Origin of the sequence: Desulfosediminicola sp. (genome assembly GCF_048381775.1) — a bacterium.
Lineage (GTDB): Bacteria > Desulfobacterota > Desulfobulbia > Desulfobulbales > Desulfocapsaceae > Desulfopila > Desulfopila ganghwensis.
Window position 1 is genome coordinate 16,446 of sequence record NZ_JBLXGE010000017.1, and the last position, 21,078, is coordinate 37,523.

Genomic DNA, 21,078 nt, shown 5'->3' on the forward strand with positions numbered 1-21,078 from the left:
CTTGGCAGAGTATTCTTGATGCATAAAATATTAAAAAGGCAGGAGAGGGACGAGTTGATATTCGTTGATTATGCCGGCATGCTCTCCGCTTGTTAAACATTCATGTTTTCAGAGGGGGGGATCGAGCTGCCGGGCTGAAGCAGAATATTTTGAAGATTACTGATACCATGAAAAAAGGAAATGTCGTGGAGGATTGGTAATCCTTCCCCAAGAGGCTCAGCAAGCCAGGAGGAAAACAGGCCGTAAACAGCTTATGAGAAGTAACAGCAGGAGGATCTGAAATGCCTAAAAATTATTATATTATTCTTGGCGTCCCAGAGGATTCAACTCAAGCAGATATCAAAAATGCCTATCGCAAACTCGCAAAAGAATTTCATCCTGATCACCACGGGAACAACCAGTCCCGATTCCAGATAATACATGAGGCGTACAGGGTCCTGAGTGACCCCACCTTGCGCCGTAATTATGATAAGATACTTAAGGGCAGGATTCAGGTTGAACAGCATCGGCGCGCTGGATTTTCGTCACTGGGCAAAGATGATATGGTTGAGCCCCTGATTCCGGAAGAGCGGACTGCCGAGAGTACGATAAGAGCCGTGGACAGATCTATACACCACTATGGCTTTCTCTTTGACAGCCTGTTTGACAGGATGCTGACAGATTTCACCGAATCGACCATGGCAGAGGGTGTTCGCCTGAAGAGTATGACCGTCGAAGTCCTTCTCACCAGAGAACAGGCTGCCAAAGGTGGTAATGTTCATATCAGGGTTCCTGTCCGTTTGCGCTGCCCAAGCTGCCGGAGTCAAACCGGGACCGGTTTTCACAACTGCTGGCGCTGCAGTGGAGCGGGATATCTGACGGGAGAGAAAACTGTTCTGGTCAATTACCCGGCAGGATTGCAGTCTCAGCATACCATGTACATCTCAATTGGCCCTGATGGGCGCAGGCTGGAGGTGATTTTTTCCATCCAGTAATATCCTGCTCTCAGGTAAACCGTGTACGTTTGATAGTTTTTGCAGTTTCTCCGGGCTCTGACAATTCCCAAACTGCATTTCCGGCTTACTCCGCTCTTTCGCTTCTTTTCAGAATAACTATCGAGAATTCAATTGATTGCATCGATATCTATTTGAATTTCCTATTTGACAAATCGCCCAGTCTAATGCAGTTTGCTGGCTGGCGAAGTTCTGTATGAATACTCCATCATTTTGGGGCAGACGGCGTTATCATGCCGGTAAGGCGAGAGGAGAGAAGCTGTAAATGGGTCAACATTTTGCAGGAATAGATATTGGTTCACGGACCATCGAACTGGTGATAGTCGATAAGGCCGGCACCATAATTGAGAACTTCCAGCGGGACACCGGTTACAACCCCATGAGTGAAGTGGATAGCCTGTTGTCGCAGGTGTCCTATGATGCGATCATGGCCACCGGGTATGGGCGAAATTTGTTTGAACTATCAATCGAAGCCCGGACGGTAACGGAAATCAAGGCGCATGCACGAGGCGCAATGGCCACTTTCCCTGGAGCCCGGACGGTGCTGGATATTGGCGGTCAGGACAGTAAAGTCATCTCTCTGTCTGAGACAGGACGAGTGAGCAGGTTTGAGATGAATGACAGATGTGCGGCGGGTACCGGGAAATTTTTGGAGATCATGGCCAAATCTCTGGGATACCGCATAGAGGATTTCGGAAACGAGGCCCTGGCTGCAAAAAAAGATATCACAATCTCTTCCATGTGTACGGTGTTTGCCGAAAGTGAAGTAACCAGCCTCATAGGCCGGGGCGAAGATTGCAGGGAGATAGCCTTGGGCTTGCACGATAGCGTGGTGCGGCGAGTCAGTGGCATGATTCGAAGAGTCTCGGCAACAGATGCGGGAGAGCTGGTCTTTACCGGCGGTGTGGCCAGGAACCCGTGCATCAGGATGTTGCTTGAGAGAACCCTTGACAGGGAAATACAGGTAGCTGAAGACCCGCAATTAATTGGCGCCTACGGCGCGGCTTTGCTGGCGCTGGAGAGTGCGCTCCAGTAACAGGTTCAGGGAATTGAATATATATTATTAAGGAGAACGTAGATGGAAGAGATGATTCCGCTGTTTGAGGATGAATATGCAGGTCAACCGGCTCCAAAGAGAGTGTTGGCATATATGCAGAAAAAGCAGGAGAACGACCAACCCATCGTCGGCACCTACTGTGCGTACGCTCCGATCGAGATAATGCAGGCCATGGGGCTTACGCCGGCTATTCTCTGCGCCTTTGCCAAAGCAACAATTGCCAGCGCAGAGACTGTTTTGCCGGCGAATCTCTGTCCTTTGATCAAGTCGAGCTATGGCTTCATTCAGGAAGGAAGTTGCCCATTTTTCTCTATGGCCGGTGCGGTTGTCGCTGAAACCACATGTGATGGCAAAAAGAAAATGTTTGAGCTGGCGGCAGAAGTTAAGCCGCTCCATGTGATGGATTTACCGCAGTTGCCGGACGAGGTTGAAGCCAAAGAGAATTGGACCAGAATGATTCGAAAACTGCAGGGTTTTCTGGAGGAGACGTTTAACCGCACGGCTACCGATCTGCAGATCGAAGAGAGCATTAAAAAGAGTAACAAACGAAATCAGCTGATGCGGAAAATCTTTGACTACGCAGCGATCCATCCGCCAGTTATCAATTGGCAGGAGATGTTTGATATCAGTTTTATGGCCCTGCCGTATGATGTTGATGATGCCGTTCCGGTACTGGAGGGGATTATCGAGCGGTTGGAACGGCGTGTAGCCGAAGGGGTTCACTACGGCAGCCAAAACTCACCAAGGGTACTGGTGACAGGCAGCCCGGTTGGTGGAGATGCTTTGAAAATCTACAAGATTATCGAGCAGTGTGGCGGCGTGGTTGTCACTCCGGATTGCTGTACCGGCCTCAAACTTTTTGCGAAGGACTTCGAAGAAGATATGGCGGACCCCGCCGAGGCGCTTGCGAAAAGGTATTTGCAGATTCCATGTTCCTGTATGACACCCAATGAGGGACGTCTGGAGGCGCTCAGTGAAATGATCGAACATTTCAAGCCTGACGCAGTGATCGACTTTGTGCTCACCGCCTGTCATTCTTACAACGTCGAGTCCTATAAGGTCGGCCAGTACATCAGCGAGAAGCACGACATGCCGTTTTTGAAAATTGAGACAGACTACTCCGATAATGATGAGGGCCAGATCCGTACCAAGGTCCAGGCTTTATTTGAGATAATCGACTGATCCCAATCGAGCTGAAAGGTGTTTTTTTGCCAGGAGCCTGTCGGACCCCAGCCCGCAATCGATGATTCGATTGCGGGCTTTTCAGTTTGTGAGCGCATCAAGATCAAGCGGGGTTCCCCGTGACGGATCCAGCTCCAGCCAACGGGCGTTTTCCTTACACTTGCTGACACAGACCCCGCATCCCAGACAGCGTTCTTCATCAATCACGATACGGCCATCTTCGAGTGAAAGTGCGCCGAACTGGCAAAATCTGACACAGACTCCACAACCGGTGCAGAGACTCTGGTCGGCCTTACAAACGTAACCGGAGGAGGCCAGCATGGGAGTACCTCTCTGCCAGGCTTGCAAGGCGCCGCAACAACAACCGCAGCAGTTACAGATTGCATAGAAACGGCCAAACAGGTCAGACTTGAAAAATGCATGGTGAACATGACCGCGCCTGTGTTCAGCCTCTAAAATTTCCACTGCTTCTTCAACACTGATTTTTCTGCTCTTGTCAGGATGGTGCTCAAGTACAAAGCTGGTGAAGACTTCTCCGGCAATGATACAGACATCAACAGGTTTACAGTGCTTTTGACGGACCAGGCGGCAAGGGCAGTCGAGCACTGCCAGGTGCAGCGGGTTTTCGAGAATTATTGAGCGGGCAAGTTTGTAGGGGATGACCTGTTCCAGATCCTGGATGTCGATTTTTTTGTTTAAAGTGACGATTTTTTTTGCCTCGTCAAGGCAGATGACTTTGCCGTGGTAGGTGTCGGCAAAAGTGACGGGTTCATTGTCTGCAGTGGATTTGTTGGAAGGGTTGAATATTTTGAAGAGAAAGCTGGTCAGCGTCGGAAACCTGCGGGTAAAGCTGTGTTCCCGGGTGCCGAAGCCTATGTAATGGTAGATCCAGCGCCCGTAAATATAACCATTTAACAGGTTCTTTAAGGAAAAATTCATGGTGCGACGTCCCACCCGGAAAAACCTTCTGGTGGAAGGTAAGAGAAAAAAAACGGATTTTTTCATGGTCAGCCCGCAGGTAATAGTGATCTTTTTTTTAGTATACCTTGGTAATTGCGCGATATCAAAATATCGGATGGCTGGTTAAGTGCCCGATAATCTCCTGGAGGTGAGCGAGAAAGAAACGTACTGCTATTGTTGATCATTGCTGTGTTTGCCGACCCCCGGGAAGTGTGTTGTGTGGCCATAATGACCAGGGCTGAGAATCTGATGCTGAATGTGGTGGTTTTTATCTGAAATAGCGGTAGAAAAAATTGTGCAATCAAGTGCGAATTCGTCTATCTTTGGTTTAATGCCTAACTATTATAGAGATCGTGTTTGTGGCCATCTCTTTGAATCTCACTGGAAGTCATAGTACAGTTGTGTAAGCGCAATATGCCCGTACTTTGGAGATGTGAGAATATCATCAGTCACCCTGATCGGAACCACCACCTTTGGTGCCCATTCAGCTAAGAAGAGCAGTAAGGCCCGGGATGATAACAAGGGTTGACTCCGGCAAATGATGCCAGTTGAAGATGTGCTGCCTTTTCGGTTTGATTTATACTCTGTACTTCGTTTTTTACAGTCGCTTTGACCAGGGCAAGATAGGTATTGTAAATAAAATTAGGACATGCTAACAGTGTTTGATATTCCATAGGTGAGGCTGGTCAGCCCCTGATGATCTCCGCTCTTTGAGGCCGATTTGAACGGTGGGGGCGGCGATGGTACAGAGTGATGCAATTATTGATAATGATTGAGTTGGTATAGAATTATGAGGCAACAACAGCAGCGAGGGGATTGGGGGCCGGAGACAGAGGCCGGAGGAACAATGAATATCCGTGTGCGGGGTAGATTCAGTTCAGTTATGGCGATGGACTTGAGCGCGTTTATGAAGAACACCTATCCGGGACAAGGCTATATCATCATCGATACCGAGGAGATCGAGGCTATTGAGATAAAGGCGGCCCAACTCTTTGTAAAATGCCAGGATGTGCTTGGGCTGCCTGTGGAGAAGATATTTTATACCGGGCGAAGCGCTTTGCAGATAAGCGGTCGTGAGGAAGCGGTAATGCATAAGCCACTTCCAGGAGGAGATGGAGAGATTATCTCCGGTAACTCTGAGAAATTCCTCGATGTCAGGGGCATGATTCACTGATGAGTGGGGCGGGGGTGTGATTTGATCTGCTGAACAGAGCGGAAACGAGAATCCGCTGGTAGCATTTAATTTCAATTGGTTATCAGCTTACTGGGAACCCTAAAAAATGGAGAAACAAATGGCACTATCCGTGGAAGAGTTGAAAGATGCGATTGAGAAAAAAGCAACGACTTCTCCCAAACCGCAACTGTACATCAAGGATTTTTATAAATGTGACCCGGACGCTAAGCCACGAGTCATAAAGAACGTGGCAAATGAAATGGTGCGTGAGGGTCGACTGGTGTTCTGGTCATCAGGCTCGACCACCATGTACGGTATCCCATCGAGAATCCAAAGAGAAGAGGGTTAGGCAGTGAGTGAGGCAACTAGCGCCGGAGCAGTTGAGAGGTTCGACGCTTGTTGCCGCGCATTTTTTGCCAACTGATAAAACCTGCGGGGTAAGGGCCAGGCAGCCTGATGTTCGCTCAATGTAGTCCGATAGATACTAAACAGGGTAGTAACAAGACCAACACATTCACGGAGGCGACTCTATGTTGACAAAAGAGGAATTGGAAGAGCGGGTAGACGATTGTCAGATGACGGAAGACTATGTCGCGGTCGTAGCCGATATTGTTGAGAATATCGGAGATAAAGAGTGGGCTCTGGAAGTGCTGGAAGATGGTGCGGATTGGGCAGGTTCGGCCATGGAGTTCCTGCAGTTTGCCGAAAGCGCCAGCAAGGTGTTGGAAAATAATGAAAAGGCAGGAGAATATATAGAAAAAGCCAAGGAGCTTTGTCGCTCTGCAGAGGAACTCATCAAACTGGCGGATGCCGTGCATGGGGCAGGTGATGCTGAGACGGCCAAGGCCACCTACACTGAAGCTGCCGGAAAGTGCAGCAAAGGCATAGAACTTCTGGAATTAAGTAAGCATGTCCTTGACACCACGGGAGAAAAGGAGCTGGCTGAAGAGATTTCCTCCCAGGCAACAGCAAAATGTACCAGCGCCTCAGATTTTGCGGCCCTGGCCCAGGGCATTGCTGATAAGATTGGCGACAAGGCATGGGCTCGTAAGGTGTTTGACGAAGGACGTGCACTGTGCAAGAGCAGTAAAGACTTTCAGGACATGGCGGTTGCAGCAAGTCAGAACCTTCAGGATGCGGGACTGGTGCAGGAGGTTGTCCGGGAAGCGGCTGAAAAGTTGGAAAAGGGTTCAGAATTGCAAGGGCTGGGACTGGTCTGCGCCAAGGAATTGAATGACAGGGATAACGCAGTCTCTCTGTTGAGGGCGGCCAGCGAAAAGTTTGAAGGAGGTGCCGAGCTGGTTAAGCTGGCAGAAAAGACCCTGGAGGAGCTTGAAGATCTGTCACTGGCTAAAGAGTTTTATAGAAAGGCGGGTGACATCTCCACCAAACATTCTGAACTGCTGCAGTTGGCGGAGTCGGTACGGGTCAAGGCCGATGATAGTGAGTTGGCTGCAGAGTTCTATGTTCGTGCTGGAGAAGCAGCCGACGACTCATCTCAGATGCTTGCCACGTCTAAGGCTCTTGCCGAAAATGCGGGCAATCTTGATGGTGCCTTACGACTGCTGCGCTCTGCAGAGAAAAAGGCTGCTACACCAGCAGCTTTCGAGCAGGTGGCGCAGGCTGTACTTGAATATGCCACAGACGATGAGTGGAAAAGTTCCATCAGTCAGCAGCTTGAAAAACGGCAGGCAAACCCTGATAAGTATAAGAACTTCATGCAGCAGGAGATGGAGTGCGTGACCAGCGGAGCCTTTCGTAACCTGGCGGTTGCCGTGAACAGTGAACTCGCAGATGAACCGTATTGCAGGAGGCTATTGGAAAAAGGCGAAAAAGTGAGCAGCACCTTCGACGAGTATCTGAGTCTGGCCGGTGAGATCGGCAATCAGTTGTGTGATGCGGAATGGGCAAGGAGGATATTCGATTACATGCTTTCCCGCTGGCAGGATCTGCCCAGCGTTAACAAGGTAGTGGCAAGCGGCATCAGGCAACTGTCTGATGGTGAGGCGTTTGCTCGCACGGTCTATAGTGAGCAGGAAGAGGGGTTGGTGAAAGGTGGTGACTTTGTGCGCCTTGGCAGATCGATTCTGGCAAATCTCAAGGATAAAGAGTGGGCCACAAAACTCTACCGTCAGGCCGAAGAGCATTATGAATTGCGTGATCAGTTTGCCATGTTGGCCGGCGCGGTTCAAAAGGATCTTGGAGATCAGGCCTGGGCCCAGCAACTCTATCGTAAAGCTTTTGAACTTTGCGGTAATTCAGCGGAATTCAGCCAACTCACTCAGCTCCTCAGTAAGGATGAAGGTGCGGGTAAAGCTGTAGTGAGGGACCTGCACGCAGAGGCTGAAAGCAAATTCACCAGTGCCGAGGATCTCTATCGGCTTGCCGAGTCCACCTATTGTTTCTTTCAGGACAAATCCTGGGCTACCCGTCTTTATACCGCGGCCACTGAAGCCGGCGATGCCCGGGAGTTGCGGTTCACTATCGCATCATCTATTGAGAGTGTGCTCGGAGACAGAGGGTGGGCCGGTCGGGTAAGAACGATGTGATGATGATGGATCGTAATTAACACGAACAGCTCATTTAACAGCGAACGGACCAGAGCATGGTCCGGTATGAAGACGCGATACCTTCGGATAAACCCCGCTTCAGCCCATGGAGCGGGGTTTATCCGTCCAGATGCAGGATGACACCATAGCAGTTGAACAGTGCCCACACCTCATCACCCGCTTTCAGGCGGAGAGCCCGGCCGCTCTCGCTTGAGATGACGGCGCAGAGTGTCGTGCCGTCGGCAAGTTTCACCACATATTCACTGCTCACTTTACCACTGTTGATGGTTTGAATTACGCCATTCAGCACATTGTCAGCGCTGCTGCCAGGCCGCTCGGATGAATTTTGCAGAATAACCCAGGGTGCCTTGACTTCCGCCGTTATGAGTTGCCCTTCGCTCAGACCAAGATTTTCCAGACTGTTAGTGGTGATCATGGTAGTGATGGTGTTGCCACTGAGGGTTGCAAGGGTAATGGTTGCCTGAATTTCACCTTTGCGGATGGCTTGTATTTTGCCGAAAAAGGAATTTCTGGCACTTGTCTTCCTGTTTGCTTCACGCTCAATGTATACCCGTGTTAACCGATCGATCTCGTCAGGTGTGAATGTGACATAGGCCGAGGTGAGATTTGGTGTTGACTGACCGAGCATCTCCTGTACTGCCGGCATTGGCAGGTTGCCGCGCATCAACTCTGCTGCACGGGCTCCACGTATCATCTCCGGTCCGGCAAGCTGCTTGTCGAAGCCGCATTCATGGGCCCGCTCGTAAAATTTTCTGCGGATAAAGGCGGGGTCTACATCCAGGGAATTCAGTAGAGGAGCAAACTCCGGGAGGTCGAGCACCTCCTGCAGCTCAATGGCAAATTGTTCAGAGATATGGACCTTTCTGCTGGAAAGCGAACCATCTGCCCTGTCTCCCTTGAAGCTGATCTGATGATTGGCAAAATCGATATCATTTGCCGGAGTGAGTGACAGTACCTCGCTCAGCTTTGCACCGGTATAACGGATAAGCAGGAAGATAATGAGAATGCGCTGGCGGGAGAGACGAACATCGTCTCGCTTTGGCGCTTTGGCCCACTCGCGAAAGCGTGTTTCCAGGGTGTGCAGCTGTTCTGCATCCAGATAACTGCGCTGATCTTTAATTGCAACTTTCACGTGAGAACTATTGATGATTTTTTATGAAAAATACCTTTCACATCTCTTTATGATTATCACGATAATATGAAGTCAGCGATATATTTTACGGCTGTAAATATGATTACCACAGCGAGCATAAGCTTGATGTGTGTGGCGGAGACATACTTCTGACAGCGGGCCCCGAAGTAAATGCCCAACATTCCGCCCAGGCCGAAGAGCAGCCCTAAGGCCCAATCCGGAGAAACAGCAGTTTCAGGGAAAAATGGAGCAATGGCCTGGTAAAAAATGACTCCGGCCACTGAGGTGACGAACGTTCCCATGAGAGCGGCACCTGCCACGGTATGGACCGGGAGCCCAAAGAACGTGACCAGAAATGGGGTAATAATTGAGCCGCCACCTATACCATAGATGCCGCCAACCACCCCGACCACGAGACTGAGCATGAAAAGTGATATGATTGAGACCTCAAACCCGGTCTCATTGAAGGAATAGCACATGCGAGTCCAGCTCAGGTGCGTAACCCGAACCTGGGAGCCGATGATCTCGGTATCTTTGGCAACATTCTCCCGGGCCGCAACTTTTGAGGCCCGTTCCCGTCGCATTTGCATCAGGCTTTTTACCATCCTGATACCTATGTAGATCAGCACGCAGGCGGCAAAAAGTTTGAAATATCTGGGGTCCGGCAGATAGAGAACCCTGACTACAGCGCCAATGAATACGCCAGGTAAGGTACCGAGGATGATGATCCAGGTCAGCGGCCAGACCATTCGGCCCTCCTTGCAATAACGGTAGACGCCGCTGGGGATGGCTACAATGTTAAACAATTGGTTGGTGGCGCTCACGGAAGGAGCTGTATATCCAAGAAATGTCATTTGGTATGGCAAGAGCAGAAACGCTCCGGAGATACCTCCCATCGAAGTGAAAAAGGAGATAACAAAGGCCACCAGTGGGGGAACCCATAAAGAAACCTCAACTCCGGAAATGGGGAAAAACATGGATAACCTCGCAAATGATAATTGGTAGTGACACGGTAGTTATAGTTTTCGTGTCATGGAAAATTATCATGCCTGAATGATGGAAGTCAAGGGAAGTTAGTGGTGGAATGCGTGGAATTGTGGAACTATAGAGTGCTGTTTGGTTGAGGCGGTGACAAAAACGGAAAAGGAAAAAGTGTTTGGTTTGATGGAAAATAGATTGAGTTGCAATCCAGAGAAGGTTTACGCAGAGCTTACCACGCGCTGCAATCTGCAATGTGAGATGTGTGTTAAATATATGGAGGGCAGCAGCATCGTTGAAGATGATATGTCTCTTGCTACCTTCAGCAGGCTGCTTCCGGCTCTCGCTCACGCAGACGCTCTTGTCCTGAATGGCATAGGGGAGCCGTTGTTGCATCCTGCCCTTCCTGAAATTGTTGAAATGGCGGCGAAAGCGATGAAAGCAGACTCTTCCATCGGCTTCCAGAGTAATGGTCTGCTTCTCGATGAGTCACGTGGCCGGGAACTTGTTTCGGCCGGGTTGGGAACTATATGTCTTTCTGTGGATAATTTTTCTGAACCTGGAGATGGTATCGGTAATGCGTGCGGGACCAACGGGGGTAAGGAACACTCGTTTATCTCTGTTCAGCGTGGCTTGAAAAATCTGGAGGCTGTACGAAAATACGCGAAAACAGGCTTTCGCATCGGGCTTGAAATCGTATTGACCAGGGGAAACTACCGGCAGCTGCCAAAGTTCATTCGTTGGGGGGCAGAGAACGGGGTGGATTATATTATTACCACCAACCTTATTCTCTACGATGGCCAAAGTGAGCAGGCAAGTCTGTTCAATCCCAGTTTCCAAGGGGCCATTGCGCTTTTTGAGCGTTATAAAACCAGGGCGAAAGAGCAGGGTGTAGAGTTGGAAAAGGCCTTTGCCAATTACCGCAGGTTCGCGGGAACACGGTCCACTGCAACAGAGATGAAAATCCTTACACAACTGCAAAAGGAAGCCAGGGAACACGATGTCCGGCTGAACCTGGAAGGATTGTTTCACTATTCCGGCATATCGCTCAAGGAGGTTGAGCAATACTGTAAAGAGGCTTTCAGTATCGCTCAACAACATGGGATAGAACTTGTGTTGCCTCCATTGCAGGCCCAGGATCAGCGCAGCTGTCCCTTTATTGAAGAGAAAACTGCCTGTATAAATGTCAGAGGCGATGTGATGCCTTGCCACTTTCTCTGGCATAATTATTCGTGCCGGGTTTCGCAGGAAGAGATTCAGGTCCGGGAGCGAATCATGGGCAACATAAACAACATGAATCTGACGGAGATCTGGCAGCGGGGTGAATTTCGGCAATTTCGGCAAGAGGCTGGAGAATATGAGTACACCCCGTGCTGGAGCTGTTCCATGGCACCATGTGTGAATCTCATAAACGAAAATGCCAGCGGGGCCAATGACTGTTTCGGTAGCCAGGTTCCCTGTGGTCATTGTCAATGGAGCCTGGGAGGGATACGTTGTCTGTAGCAAAGGATGTGAGAGTTACGCTTTTTCTATCGATGTTGAGCAATTGTTTGCCGGCCATTGGTATGCCCGGCAGGGGAGGAGGAGATGACAGCTTTTTTTGATCTTGCCAACATCGCGGCGGGAGTGATTCTGGCTATTGAGGTATTGAGGGATATTCAGGGCGTTGGTTGGCGATTACAAAAGCTCGAGTGCTGGCTGAGAGAGTATCAGCAGTATATTGGCTGGGCTTGTCTGGGCTTCGGGGCATTCTTTCTGCTGCTCAAGCCGGGGTATGTGGTCCACGACCTGGTTGGAGTCTGTGCCGGCTTATTATTGCTGAAAAGTAAGGTGCTGGTTATTCCGGGAATAGGCGGTTATCTGGAAAAAGCTGCCGAAAAACTGAATTCCCTGGAAGTAGCGGTAGGAATTGCAGCTATTGTGGTTGGATTGTTTGGACTACTGAAGATCCCGATATTTGCCTGATGATTTTGGCGGGCAGGGATCATGCAATTCGTTTTGAAGGTTCTCTCAGAAAAGTTTCTGCCATTGCTCACCTTCCATCTCGATAAAATCGTCGCCGAGTCGCCAGAAATGGACTTTGTTGAGATCGGAGATTGAGTAATACGCACCTGCAGGAATTCTTTTGTGGGATTTTTTCGAGAGGAAGAGCCCACCGAAAAGGAACCTGCGATCCGGTTCGTTGTCTTCTCTCAATGTTCTGTATTCGATATAGTCAGGCGCTGCGAAATAGAGATAATTTCCAGACTCTGCCTCAAGTTGATAAATTCCCTGGGGCAGAATAATGCCTGATTCCGCATCTCTGCTGTCAAGCCATATCATCGGTTCCATAAGAACTATTTTTTTGGTGCTGTAGTCAATGCTTTGCACTTTCTGCTCAAGATCTTCAATGGGGCTCAGTCTGGTGACGCCACATCCCCCCAATGTCAGCAGAGGGATGAGTATGGCCACAAGGCCCCAGATTTTTTTGAGCATGGTGTCTCCGCGATGAAAACGAGGATTCCGGTAAGAGAGGACACCTAAAGTATACCGATGGCAGAGCAACTGTACAACCTGCCATCGGCATGAGAGCATGAAGTTGAGTTCAACCGGCACTATTTTTCTTTCTGCGACCTGCAATGCCAGCGATTGCAAGGCCTGTGGAGAATAGCAGGCAAGTGGCAGGTTCCGGAACCGGGTTTAAAACCTGAAGGGCGCTCTTTGCGATAAGTTCATGTCCGGTTGCGGATGGGTGGAAGCCATCTATCCAGAAGAGTCCTGATCTCTGCTCTTCCGGTATAGCTGCGAAAATAGAAAATGCATCAAGGAAATAGAGTGTTGTGTCAGAATGAATGTTTACAAATTCCTGCAATTTCGTCTCGAGTTCGCTATTGAACCATAGAGTCCATGCTGTCGCATTGGCTGCTGTATCGGTACCTTGACTCATAAATGCTGGTGTTGCACCAATGTCGGGTAGATTCGGGACCAGGATTTCCCGGGCCCCTAATGTGTACAGCTTTTCTAGTGCACTGTAGATATTTACAGGGCCGTCATAACGGGGTCCAATGAGCAGGTCGTTGGCACCGGCCCAGAGTGTAACGAGGGTGTCAGTCGGGGCAACTCCGGAAAAGGTCCAGGCATCGATCTGTGCCTGCAGGCCGGAGTTTGGGATTCCAACATAATTGTCATAAGCTGTGGTGCCTCCTCCCACTGAATAATTGATGAGAGTTGCGCCATCAGAATGTGCCATTGTTTCAACCCAAACGAGTCCGTCGGTGAAACGTCCGGCGTTGCCGGTATCGGAGAGACTGTCACCGAATGAAAAGATTGTGGAGTAGGCATGTGAAGTTGTCGCTGTTGCGGCCGAGAGAATAAGAAAAACACCGAAAATAACGGACGGTACTGACGAATGTTTTCTTTTCATTGAGTCACCCTTGGGAAAAATGATGGTTAACGGTGAATGCAGATGTGAAAATAAAACCTATCAAACAAAAGGTGCATTGCGCAAGCGATATTATCAGTAGTTTTGAATTAAAAAAGCCATGATTTCAGCGGAGTCGTTTATAATCAATGCTGAGTGAGCGGAACCTGTCGATTGGCTTGAGGTGGAAAAGAAGGCTGGGTGTGCCAGCCTTCCTGAACAGAACCCCTGGGGGCGCTTGGAGGATTGTTTTCGCTTGATTTGTGCTGGACTGACGGTATTGTGTGGTACATAGCAGAATTTTCGTTATCCCAGCGAGCATGAGTTACTGATTCTGCAGATGTTAAACATCATATCCAGTCTCAATTTCAGGTGAAGCAATGCTTGAGAAGATGGCAACTGCTTCCGCTTTGAAACGGATCGGGCACCAATCTGCCAAAATGAAGGTGTCGTAGTTCATTGTCTGGTTTTTAATGACATTTAATCGAAAATTAGCCGCAATGGTCATGATTGGTGAGAAAAGACACTATGAAAAATGTGTAGCTGAAATTTTCTGAATGCTAAAGAGAATAGCACGAGATATGGACAAATAATATAATGGAAACATTGAAAATAATTATGTACGTGGCAAGGCAGCTTGTTATCCCCTTTTTGTTGGCAGCGTTCTTTATTGCAGCCGGTTATGTCAAGTTGGATGGGGACCCGGGGATGGTTGCGAATTTTGAGCGTTGGGGCTATCCGGCATGGTCGATGTATCTGGTCGGGCTCATCGAAATCCTTGGTGCGGCACTGCTTGTGTTTGCCAGGGCACGCTTTTATGGAGCGCTGGTTATTGTTGTTACTATGACTGGTGCGTTATTGACGCATTGGCAGGCAGGTGAAATGGAAACAGCCAGCCCGGCAATGATACTCTGGGGTCTGGCAGCGATAGAATTGTGGCGTAATCAGAAGAAACGATTGAAAAGATAAGTCATACAGGCAGGCAATAGCAGGTCTGAAAAAGAATTGAAGGCATGGCATTTCAATTCAGGTTTTCACCATTTACGATACAGGGCAAATCGCTTGGTATTGAGAACCCGCTTGTACCGCCCTTCTATAAAATGCTTATGAGAAGGGCGGTATTGATCAGCTCAACTGTTCATACTCGTCCTTAGAGAAAGCTTTGCGAAGTAGATGAGTTACTTTGGCAGCAATGACTTCATCATGCAGATGATGAAATTTGCGATTCTGAAGATCGAGCTCCTCCAACGTGATGACATTGTTTGTGGTCCGGATCTCAAGGTGGTCTGATGCAGGCTGTGGGTAGCTCATCCGAGTCTCCTTTTTACACTCCATTTTTATGGAATTGCACACGCACTGAGTGATGTGCAACAAAAAGATACAGGGTGCGGCTATACCTTGAATAAGATGCTCGAATAATTGATAGCAGAGATGATGTCGCCTGTCAAATTGACAGAGTCCTTATGTTGCAACAGAAGTGGTTGCCGGGATTGACCTCTTGATCAATTGCAACCACCCCTGTTTTTGGGCCGGCAAGGCGAAGGATTACACCGAAGTCTGCATGATTGCCGATTGTAATTGTGCCATGCAGCTCCGTGTGATTTTATGAAATTTTCAGGTTAAAGCGCTTTCCGCAGTATCTCACGGCAAGTATCCAGACTCAGGTCCTGGGTCTCAGAGAGTAGTGCTGTCATGCCATGCTTTTCAAGGGAAGTGACAATCCACTCTATTCCATCTTCTCCCGTTCAGTGAATCAAGAAAATTCGGTTAAATAATGCCCGGGATCTCCTTCTTGGCCAGAGCGGGACTCGGGTGAATGAGGTGGCCAGTGTGGTGGGCTATGAGAGTGCGGCGCAATTCAGCCGGGAGTTTAAACGTTTTTTTGGCAACAGCCCCGGAGAATTTGCCAGGAGGGAGCTTACCGGGATTGTTTAACCAGGGACTCTTATGAAATAGTTGGGTGTATAAGCGAAGTTGAGAGTGGTTTTCTCGCTGAGAATGGATAGTGACCAGCTTGTTTTGCTTTGCTATCACACAGCGTGCACGCAGGGGCTGGTTAAAGAGCAGCCTGGGTAAGTTTCAGGTACACCGCTTGGGCTTGAGATACATTCTCAGGCTCTATGTCATAATCATGAGCGTAGCTTCGGGCAGGGAGTATTGACTTGGCAAATCTACCGAGTTTATCCGGGTCCAGATCAAGGAGTGCTGCAAGCTTGGTAAGCTGAGTATCCGGGGAGTTGCAAAGCGTGTCGTAGTTGAAAAATACTAGCTGGTGGGAGTGATCATCAAGAAGTTTTCTGTATGAAACGGTCCAGTAATGAAGCCAGAATTCGATGGAGTGAGCAGGCCTCTGAGCAGCCGCCGGGAATGTGCTGTCGATTTCAAATAGTTTGATGTTCTCCCCAAACTCATGGTGGCCTAACCAGTTCATGTACTTACGTGCAAAAGGAGTCTCCTTATGAATTTGACAAAAGTGCTGATGTTGTTTGAGTAGGGAACTGGCGTGATCGATTGGCTTCCGAAACGGTACCAGAATAACGCCATCGGGAAATGCTGCTGTGATTAATTCGATTCTTAGTAAATTATTATTGTTTTTGGCGAGATACCTCGTCCCTGTTTTTGTGCTTGAGGACGCGGCGAGAATGTTGTTTACATATTTTCTATATTTTTCCTCAAGCTCTTTGTCTCGACTCTGAAATGCTAACGAGTTTTTCTGAACATACTGTTCTTTGCTGAACGTAAGCCAGAATATCTCTTCAAACGCTTCAGGGCTATCGAAGTTTACCTCTAATCGATCGCCGTGGGCACGTTCTTTTTTCTCTCCGGTTTGATAATAGTTCTGAGAGATTTTTGGCCAGAGATAAGGCGCTGTAACGAATGGCATATTACGGTATGTGAGGGTCGAAAAGACTCCTGTACTGTACAACGCCTCAAGCAATATGGTGGTGCCACCTCTGGCCAGTCCGGAGACAAATACAGGGGGAGGAGATGGCTGATCTCTCTTGGGAATTACGGCACAATCCAGATCGAATGCCAGTTCCCGGACCACCTTATAATTCAAGCTAAGATGATGCAGAAAAGATGATGATCTTGAGTAGGCATCAAGCTTACTGTGCTTGGAGTCGGTGAATTTCGTTCTCAATATGGCGTAGAGGGTGCCTACCAGTAACGCCGAAATTTGAGTGTCGACTCTGAGGAACGAGTTGAAGGATTGTGTGAGATCGGTTTTCAGAAGATATCCTGTGGCAAGATATGTGAGAGTAAAGACTGAGCAGCAGAGTAGCAGGAAAAAGCCAAGCAAGCAGGTTGATTGAAGTATCAGCCTGGCATAATGGGGAATGACCATCCCTTTCCAGTGATCACTTATTCTGCTGGAACGGATAACGGAAACAGATTTCGTAGAATGCTTACGCAGCTTGATCAGTTCAGCATTAAAGGGTAATGCCCTGAACGATTCGATGAAAACAATGCAGGGGGCGATTACGACTGCCAGTAGTGTCGGCAGAGTCTCAAACGATATCATGATGCCGGTTTATCATTGGTCCGGATTTTTTTGTAGACCCTCTTGAGCGGGTACCAGAAGATGCCGAATATCGCCAGAACGATAGAGAAGATGACTCCTAAAATGACTCCGACTACACCCATGCCAAGCCCCGGGCCAATATAGGCGTGGGCGGTTTGGGGTAACATGACGAGAAGTAATGATAAAAGTAGAATTATCTGCATACGGGGAGCTCCTCGAAAAAGTTGGTGGGGAGAAACCTGGCTTCGGATACTTTAATAAACTGCTTTTTGCCTCCGTAATAATTCAGGAATTCAAAGACAATTTCTCCGTGCTCATCTACTTCAAACACCCAGCCCTGCTGTGGAGAGGTGACAAGGATGCCATTATTTTCCAGAAACTGGTGTTTGCCCTGGTGCCAGGTGTAAAAATTATATTTTTCACCGTCAACCAGGGTTTTATGTTTGTAGCTGACCGGGTCGATCTCCATGATGCTCGAAAAACCACGGTGCATATTGTTGTTGAAAATGGAGATAGTGCCTTTACTGTTCCAGTCGGGATCATGTTGTCGGCGTGCCAACCCCTGTCGCCACCATTTCACCTCAAGTGTGTCAGGGTTTATGATGAAGATGAGGTCCGGAGAGCGCAAACTGACCAACAGGTCACCTGGTTCGAACCCTGGGTATTGTTCTATCCATTTTTCAGGCAGGGGTTCGATATCATTGGGATGCCAGCGATCAGGCACCCACTTGGAACCATCTCTACTGTCTTGCTGTAAGATACTAAAAATATCGATGCTTGGATTGGCCTCCATTATTTCCTGTAAAGGAAAGGTTCTGATAACTTCGCCAGAATCGTAATCGACCTTAGTCAGGTTCATCCCATAACCTTTATCTATTCCAGGGATTCCCCACGCCCAGACGGAGTTATCGTTATCCAGGGCGACGGAGTGGTGAAAGTTTCCTTTCAACCGCCAGACTTCGTTGCTGCAGTAGTCATAACGGGTAAGCGAAGTTCCAGAGTCGTATGCAACCACGATGGAGCCGTCGCGGCCAATCTCTATGCCGTGCGGGAACACGTTATTATCGGGTCTGTGCTTCCAGGAGACATTTTCCTGACTGATATTCCACATATGGCTGACTTTACCTTGATTGTTCAGCAATATGGCACCATGAAATGATTTTTCCATGTCAAAAGCACCATATATCAGGCGGTATCCTTCGGGTGCCTGTGGGGAGAGGTATATGAGGGGTTTTGATCTACGGGATTTTGTCGGAATATCAGTCAGCGAAGTGTATTTTCCTGAAAATAGATCACCCCTGTCTGAGTTTATGATGTGGCGTTCCGGTTTGAAGTTCAGGTCGTTTTTCACCTTTTCCACCAAGGTTTTTGTTTCCTCCTTGTCGCCGGTGATGAACTTTTCAATCTCTGCTATGAGTGGATAAGGCCATTTTTTTGTCGCGTAAACATAAACACCAATGGAGAAGGCTGATAGTATAGCCAACCAACTGCAAGAAATGATGAAGATCAATTTACTTGGACCGGATTTGGATTTCATGGCTGTATGTGACTAGGGTTATGAGAAATGCTTGTACTCGACTTGGCAAAAAAATGATTTCAGGGTGGTGCAATTGGATTAAATCCTAACTCATAAAAAGATCTAAAACAAGAAGTTCCGAATATGGGTGTTGAATAGTTAATAGCTATGTGACCAATTCGAATTATTTAAAATATCTGTATTAGAGGGGCTTTTGTAGAATTGGCAGGAAATTTTCAAAAACTCAGACGAAGTCAGATACGAAATTTTGACTGCAATATATAGTTAGCGATTTTTACAGACAAAACACTTGAGAAGATTCCACTGCATTGAAGAGGCTTGGGATGCGAACTTGAGGAGGTTGGGTTTTGAGAGTTGAACGATTTGCCGGAAAAAGCGAACCGGAGCAGCCATATGGCTGCTCCGGTTTGTAAGACTGATTTTTTAACGGCGGATTTTGCTGAACTTGGAGCCTTCCACAGTAAGGTTGTACATCAATCCCTTGTTGTTGAATACAAAACCTATGATCGGGTCCTGAACTTTGGTAGTGCTGAGGTTCTTTGCCGCACCCCATTCCACCAGGGCGACAGAACCATCAACTCCCGCTTCCCAACCGTCGCTGGCACGAAACTTATGTAGTGCGTAATCATCCATAAACACCATAATGATGGTTTTAGCCTGGGCACCAAGCTGGAAGCCTATCGAGGCGCTGGCTGTGTTGTAATAATCGACGGTTTTGCCACCAACAAGCAGTGCTCCTTCACCATACTCGCCACCAACGACAAAGCCGCCCTTGAGCACGCTCGGGAACACGAGTACTCCCCTGGCGCTGTTCAGGAATTGCTGTCCTCCGCTGACGTTCAGGGTGAAACTTTTGAGAGCCGCATCAACCTCAATATCGATTTGACGGGCCGATTTAGCCTGGGCAAAAGTTGAAAACGAAAGAAATGTCAGCGCGATGAGAGCCAGGAGCGCAAAACGTGATTTGGGTTCGACTGCTTTTATACTCTTCATGTTCAAATCTCTATTGAGTTGGTCCATTACGACATCTCATATGATCACGGAGATGGTATGTAATATACGAAAATCTAAAACATTTCAAACTGCATTAATATAGTAGGCAAGGCCGCTATGGCAATGTTTTAGGCTAAAAAAAATCAAATTCTCGTGATAACAAATTGTTAGAAGTCGGTTGCGGGGAGGGGTATCTGCAATTTGCCACTGGGGATAAACGTGTCAAAATGTTTCCAGCTTGGCAACACCTCGTTGGTGGGAAAATCCGAAAGTGAATAACTGGCAATTTGACTGCAGGTAAAGCTTATAAAATTAGTTTATCAGGTGCTGATGGTGAATTAATTTCTGATTGTTGCTTGAAATCAAGTTGACAAAGAGAGAACTCAAGGTAAGATCGGCCTGAAAGAGATGTGGCTGGAGTGGAATTTTCCCTGACAGGAAGATGCTCTTCAGACTGAATTATGGCAACAAGTCGGAAACGCAAATTATCAGGGGATCTGCAATGAAGAATAGAGTGATGACAAACGTCAGAAAACTGGCGTGTGGAGTAATTGGCCTGGCACTGGTGTCCGGTGTTGCGGTATCTGCCCAGGCGAGTGTGAAGTTTGGACATGTGGCACCACCATTCCATGGTATGTCCAAAGGTATCGATGATTTTGCTGCCTATGTGAAGGAAAAAACTGAAGGCCGTATCGATATTCAGACATTTCCGGCCGGACAGCTTGGTGGCGAGCGATCAATGGCTGAACAGGTGCAGAGCGGTACATTGCAGATCGCCTCAATAACCACCGCAGTTCTTCAGAATTTTGTGCCCCAGGCTGCTATCATGGACATGCCGTTTATCTTCCCGAACAGGGCAACGGCTTATGCCACCCTGGATGACCAGGAAGTGCAGGAAAAAATCTTTTCCTATTTCCCCAAGAAAGGTTTTGTCGGCATCGGTTGGACCGAAAACGAGATTCGTGATTTTGGCAACAGCAAGCGACCTGTCCGAACCCCGGAAGATGTAAAAGGTCTGAAAGTCAGGGTGATGAATTCACCTGTTTTCCTCGACACCTTCAAGGCACTCGGTGCTTCCCCGGTGGGAATTCCTTTTCCTGAGACCTATAACGCTCTTCAGGCAGGTGTGATCGATGCCCAGGAAAACCCCGTTCTGACAATGGTCCTGGTTAAATTCACTGAGGTTACCAAATATGTGACCATGACCCAGCACAGTGTTACCGAGTGTGCCATCATTGTTGGTATCGACTACTGGGAATCTTTAAGTGATGCTGACAGACAGATCTTCAGGGAAGCTGCGAAAATTGCCACCGATACCAATCGCAAGGTCAATGCCGAGTTGCATAACAAACTGCCGAAGTCCGAGATTTCCATTGAGGAATATGCCAAAGCCAACGGGGTTGAGGTTATTCACCTGACCGATGCCGAACGCGAAAGTTTCAGGGAGGCTGTTCAGCCTGTGTGGGATAAATACCGCAAAAAATTTGGTGATGATCTGTTCGATTTCATGCTCGACAAAATCAATGAGCATAAGCAGTAATTACGAAACCGCAGTAAGTGTGAAAGATATCCAAAGCTGG

21 protein-coding genes are annotated in these 21,078 nt (G+C 48.3%); 11 read left to right on the forward strand and 10 right to left on the reverse strand.

What is annotated here, in order from left to right:
• Nucleotides 1–281: 281 nt before the first annotated feature.
• From ACN5NT_RS21500 to ACN5NT_RS21510, 3 genes are all read left to right on the forward strand, one after another.
• The gene (locus tag ACN5NT_RS21500) at nucleotides 282–974 is read left to right on the forward strand and encodes a DnaJ domain-containing protein (protein WP_419176851.1); all 693 of its coding nucleotides are present in this window, start codon (nucleotides 282–284) and stop codon (nucleotides 972–974) included.
• 283 nt (nucleotides 975–1,257) lie between these two features.
• Nucleotides 1,258–2,028, forward strand: a complete 771-nt coding sequence (locus tag ACN5NT_RS21505) for an acyl-CoA dehydratase activase (protein ID WP_419176852.1) — start codon at nucleotides 1,258–1,260, stop codon at nucleotides 2,026–2,028.
• A 42-nt stretch (nucleotides 2,029–2,070) separates the two neighbouring features.
• Nucleotides 2,071–3,231, forward strand: coding sequence for a double-cubane-cluster-containing anaerobic reductase (locus ACN5NT_RS21510; protein WP_136798827.1), 1,161 nt, complete (start codon nucleotides 2,071–2,073; stop codon nucleotides 3,229–3,231).
• A gap of 81 nt (nucleotides 3,232–3,312) precedes the next feature.
• Here ACN5NT_RS21510 and ACN5NT_RS21515 read toward each other — a convergent pair whose 3' ends face one another.
• A complete protein-coding gene (locus ACN5NT_RS21515) occupies nucleotides 3,313–4,236 on the reverse strand; it encodes a 4Fe-4S binding protein (protein ID WP_419176853.1) in 924 nt (307 codons plus the stop codon).
• Between the two features lie 802 nt (nucleotides 4,237–5,038).
• Between ACN5NT_RS21515 and ACN5NT_RS21520 the strand changes: the two genes are divergently transcribed.
• From ACN5NT_RS21520 to ACN5NT_RS21530, 3 genes are all read left to right on the forward strand, one after another.
• A complete protein-coding gene (locus tag ACN5NT_RS21520; RefSeq protein WP_419176854.1) occupies nucleotides 5,039–5,365 on the forward strand; it encodes a hypothetical protein in 327 nt (108 codons plus the stop codon).
• 118 nt (nucleotides 5,366–5,483) lie between these two features.
• The gene (locus tag ACN5NT_RS21525; RefSeq protein ID WP_136798823.1) at nucleotides 5,484–5,714 is read left to right on the forward strand and encodes a dissimilatory sulfite reductase D family protein; all 231 of its coding nucleotides are present in this window, start codon (nucleotides 5,484–5,486) and stop codon (nucleotides 5,712–5,714) included.
• Between the two features lie 181 nt (nucleotides 5,715–5,895).
• Nucleotides 5,896–7,914: a hypothetical protein gene (locus ACN5NT_RS21530; protein WP_419176855.1), complete on the forward strand. Its 2,019-nt coding sequence runs from the start codon at nucleotides 5,896–5,898 to the stop codon at nucleotides 7,912–7,914.
• A gap of 118 nt (nucleotides 7,915–8,032) precedes the next feature.
• Here the strand turns inward: ACN5NT_RS21530 and ACN5NT_RS21535 are convergent, their stop codons facing one another.
• Both ACN5NT_RS21535 and ACN5NT_RS21540 read right to left on the reverse strand, forming a co-directional pair.
• Nucleotides 8,033–9,067 (reverse strand): TOBE domain-containing protein, encoded by a 1,035-nt coding sequence (locus ACN5NT_RS21535; RefSeq protein WP_136798821.1) that lies wholly within the window; start codon nucleotides 9,065–9,067, stop codon nucleotides 8,033–8,035.
• Nucleotides 9,068–9,123: 56 nt separating this feature from the next.
• Nucleotides 9,124–10,044: a sulfite exporter TauE/SafE family protein gene (locus ACN5NT_RS21540; RefSeq protein WP_136798820.1), complete on the reverse strand. Its 921-nt coding sequence runs from the start codon at nucleotides 10,042–10,044 to the stop codon at nucleotides 9,124–9,126.
• A 151-nt stretch (nucleotides 10,045–10,195) separates the two neighbouring features.
• Between ACN5NT_RS21540 and ACN5NT_RS21545 the strand changes: the two genes are divergently transcribed.
• A complete protein-coding gene (locus ACN5NT_RS21545) occupies nucleotides 10,196–11,548 on the forward strand; it encodes a radical SAM/SPASM family putative metalloenzyme maturase (protein ID WP_136798819.1) in 1,353 nt (450 codons plus the stop codon).
• Nucleotides 11,549–11,632: 84 nt separating this feature from the next.
• Entirely contained in the window at nucleotides 11,633–12,010 is a 378-nt protein-coding gene (locus ACN5NT_RS21550; RefSeq protein ID WP_136798818.1) for a hypothetical protein, read from the forward strand.
• A 45-nt stretch (nucleotides 12,011–12,055) separates the two neighbouring features.
• On the opposite strand, the gene ACN5NT_RS21555 is transcribed toward ACN5NT_RS21550, so the two are convergent.
• On the reverse strand, nucleotides 12,056–12,520 hold the full coding sequence (locus ACN5NT_RS21555) for a hypothetical protein (protein ID WP_136798817.1): 465 nt from the start codon (nucleotides 12,518–12,520) through the stop codon (nucleotides 12,056–12,058).
• A gap of 109 nt (nucleotides 12,521–12,629) precedes the next feature.
• Nucleotides 12,630–13,448, reverse strand: coding sequence for an SGNH/GDSL hydrolase family protein (locus tag ACN5NT_RS21560; RefSeq protein WP_419176856.1), 819 nt, complete (start codon nucleotides 13,446–13,448; stop codon nucleotides 12,630–12,632).
• A 594-nt stretch (nucleotides 13,449–14,042) separates the two neighbouring features.
• On the opposite strand from ACN5NT_RS21560, the gene ACN5NT_RS21565 reads away from it, so the two are divergent.
• The gene (locus ACN5NT_RS21565; protein ID WP_136798815.1) at nucleotides 14,043–14,414 is read left to right on the forward strand and encodes a DoxX family protein; all 372 of its coding nucleotides are present in this window, start codon (nucleotides 14,043–14,045) and stop codon (nucleotides 14,412–14,414) included.
• Between the two features lie 156 nt (nucleotides 14,415–14,570).
• Here the strand turns inward: ACN5NT_RS21565 and ACN5NT_RS21570 are convergent, their stop codons facing one another.
• Nucleotides 14,571–14,756, reverse strand: coding sequence for a hypothetical protein (locus tag ACN5NT_RS21570; RefSeq protein WP_136798814.1), 186 nt, complete (start codon nucleotides 14,754–14,756; stop codon nucleotides 14,571–14,573).
• A gap of 450 nt (nucleotides 14,757–15,206) precedes the next feature.
• Between ACN5NT_RS21570 and ACN5NT_RS21575 the strand changes: the two genes are divergently transcribed.
• Nucleotides 15,207–15,380 (forward strand): helix-turn-helix domain-containing protein, encoded by a 174-nt coding sequence (locus ACN5NT_RS21575; protein WP_419176897.1) that lies wholly within the window; start codon nucleotides 15,207–15,209, stop codon nucleotides 15,378–15,380.
• Nucleotides 15,381–15,501: 121 nt separating this feature from the next.
• On the opposite strand, the gene ACN5NT_RS21580 is transcribed toward ACN5NT_RS21575, so the two are convergent.
• The 4 genes from ACN5NT_RS21580 to ACN5NT_RS21595 all read right to left on the reverse strand — a co-directional run bounded on the left by ACN5NT_RS21580 (nucleotide 15,502) and on the right by ACN5NT_RS21595 (nucleotide 19,498).
• Nucleotides 15,502–16,968, reverse strand: a complete 1,467-nt coding sequence (locus ACN5NT_RS21580) for a sulfotransferase (RefSeq protein WP_419176857.1) — start codon at nucleotides 16,966–16,968, stop codon at nucleotides 15,502–15,504.
• On the reverse strand, nucleotides 16,965–17,171 hold the full coding sequence (locus ACN5NT_RS21585; RefSeq protein ID WP_419176858.1) for a hypothetical protein: 207 nt from the start codon (nucleotides 17,169–17,171) through the stop codon (nucleotides 16,965–16,967). The genes ACN5NT_RS21580 and ACN5NT_RS21585 overlap by 4 nt, the downstream gene beginning before the upstream one ends.
• Complete coding sequence (locus ACN5NT_RS21590; RefSeq protein ID WP_167495844.1) at nucleotides 17,162–18,451, reverse strand: arylsulfotransferase family protein; 1,290 nt, start codon at nucleotides 18,449–18,451, stop codon at nucleotides 17,162–17,164. Before ACN5NT_RS21590 ends, ACN5NT_RS21585 begins: the two co-directional genes overlap by 10 nt.
• Nucleotides 18,452–18,928: 477 nt before the next feature.
• Complete coding sequence (locus tag ACN5NT_RS21595; RefSeq protein WP_136798809.1) at nucleotides 18,929–19,498, reverse strand: YSC84-related protein; 570 nt, start codon at nucleotides 19,496–19,498, stop codon at nucleotides 18,929–18,931.
• Between the two features lie 502 nt (nucleotides 19,499–20,000).
• Here ACN5NT_RS21595 and ACN5NT_RS21600 point away from each other — a divergent pair.
• The gene (locus tag ACN5NT_RS21600) at nucleotides 20,001–21,038 is read left to right on the forward strand and encodes a DctP family TRAP transporter solute-binding subunit (protein ID WP_419176859.1); all 1,038 of its coding nucleotides are present in this window, start codon (nucleotides 20,001–20,003) and stop codon (nucleotides 21,036–21,038) included.
• Nucleotides 21,039–21,078: the final 40 nt, after the last annotated feature.

Bases quoted from the DNA above. Each gene is read 5' to 3' on its own strand.
- ACN5NT_RS21500 (WP_419176851.1), top strand. From the start codon at position 282: ATGCCTAAAAATTATTATATTATTCTTGGCGTCCCAGAGGATTCAACT.
- ACN5NT_RS21505 (WP_419176852.1), top strand. From the start codon at position 1,258: ATGGGTCAACATTTTGCAGGAATAGATATTGGTTCACGGACCATCGAA.
- ACN5NT_RS21510 (WP_136798827.1), top strand. From the start codon at position 2,071: ATGGAAGAGATGATTCCGCTGTTTGAGGATGAATATGCAGGTCAACCG.
- ACN5NT_RS21515 (WP_419176853.1), bottom strand. From the start codon at position 4,236: ATGAAAAAATCCGTTTTTTTTCTCTTACCTTCCACCAGAAGGTTTTTC.
- ACN5NT_RS21520 (WP_419176854.1), top strand. From the start codon at position 5,039: ATGAATATCCGTGTGCGGGGTAGATTCAGTTCAGTTATGGCGATGGAC.
- ACN5NT_RS21525 (WP_136798823.1), top strand. From the start codon at position 5,484: ATGGCACTATCCGTGGAAGAGTTGAAAGATGCGATTGAGAAAAAAGCA.
- ACN5NT_RS21530 (WP_419176855.1), top strand. From the start codon at position 5,896: ATGTTGACAAAAGAGGAATTGGAAGAGCGGGTAGACGATTGTCAGATG.
- ACN5NT_RS21540 (WP_136798820.1), bottom strand. From the start codon at position 10,044: ATGTTTTTCCCCATTTCCGGAGTTGAGGTTTCTTTATGGGTTCCCCCA.
- ACN5NT_RS21550 (WP_136798818.1), top strand. From the start codon at position 11,633: ATGACAGCTTTTTTTGATCTTGCCAACATCGCGGCGGGAGTGATTCTG.
- ACN5NT_RS21555 (WP_136798817.1), bottom strand. From the start codon at position 12,520: ATGCTCAAAAAAATCTGGGGCCTTGTGGCCATACTCATCCCTCTGCTG.
- ACN5NT_RS21560 (WP_419176856.1), bottom strand. From the start codon at position 13,448: ATGAAAAGAAAACATTCGTCAGTACCGTCCGTTATTTTCGGTGTTTTT.
- ACN5NT_RS21565 (WP_136798815.1), top strand. From the start codon at position 14,043: ATGGAAACATTGAAAATAATTATGTACGTGGCAAGGCAGCTTGTTATC.
- ACN5NT_RS21570 (WP_136798814.1), bottom strand. From the start codon at position 14,756: ATGAGCTACCCACAGCCTGCATCAGACCACCTTGAGATCCGGACCACA.
- ACN5NT_RS21580 (WP_419176857.1), bottom strand. From the start codon at position 16,968: ATGATATCGTTTGAGACTCTGCCGACACTACTGGCAGTCGTAATCGCC.
- ACN5NT_RS21585 (WP_419176858.1), bottom strand. From the start codon at position 17,171: ATGCAGATAATTCTACTTTTATCATTACTTCTCGTCATGTTACCCCAA.
- ACN5NT_RS21595 (WP_136798809.1), bottom strand. From the start codon at position 19,498: ATGAAGAGTATAAAAGCAGTCGAACCCAAATCACGTTTTGCGCTCCTG.
- ACN5NT_RS21600 (WP_419176859.1), top strand. From the start codon at position 20,001: ATGAAGAATAGAGTGATGACAAACGTCAGAAAACTGGCGTGTGGAGTA.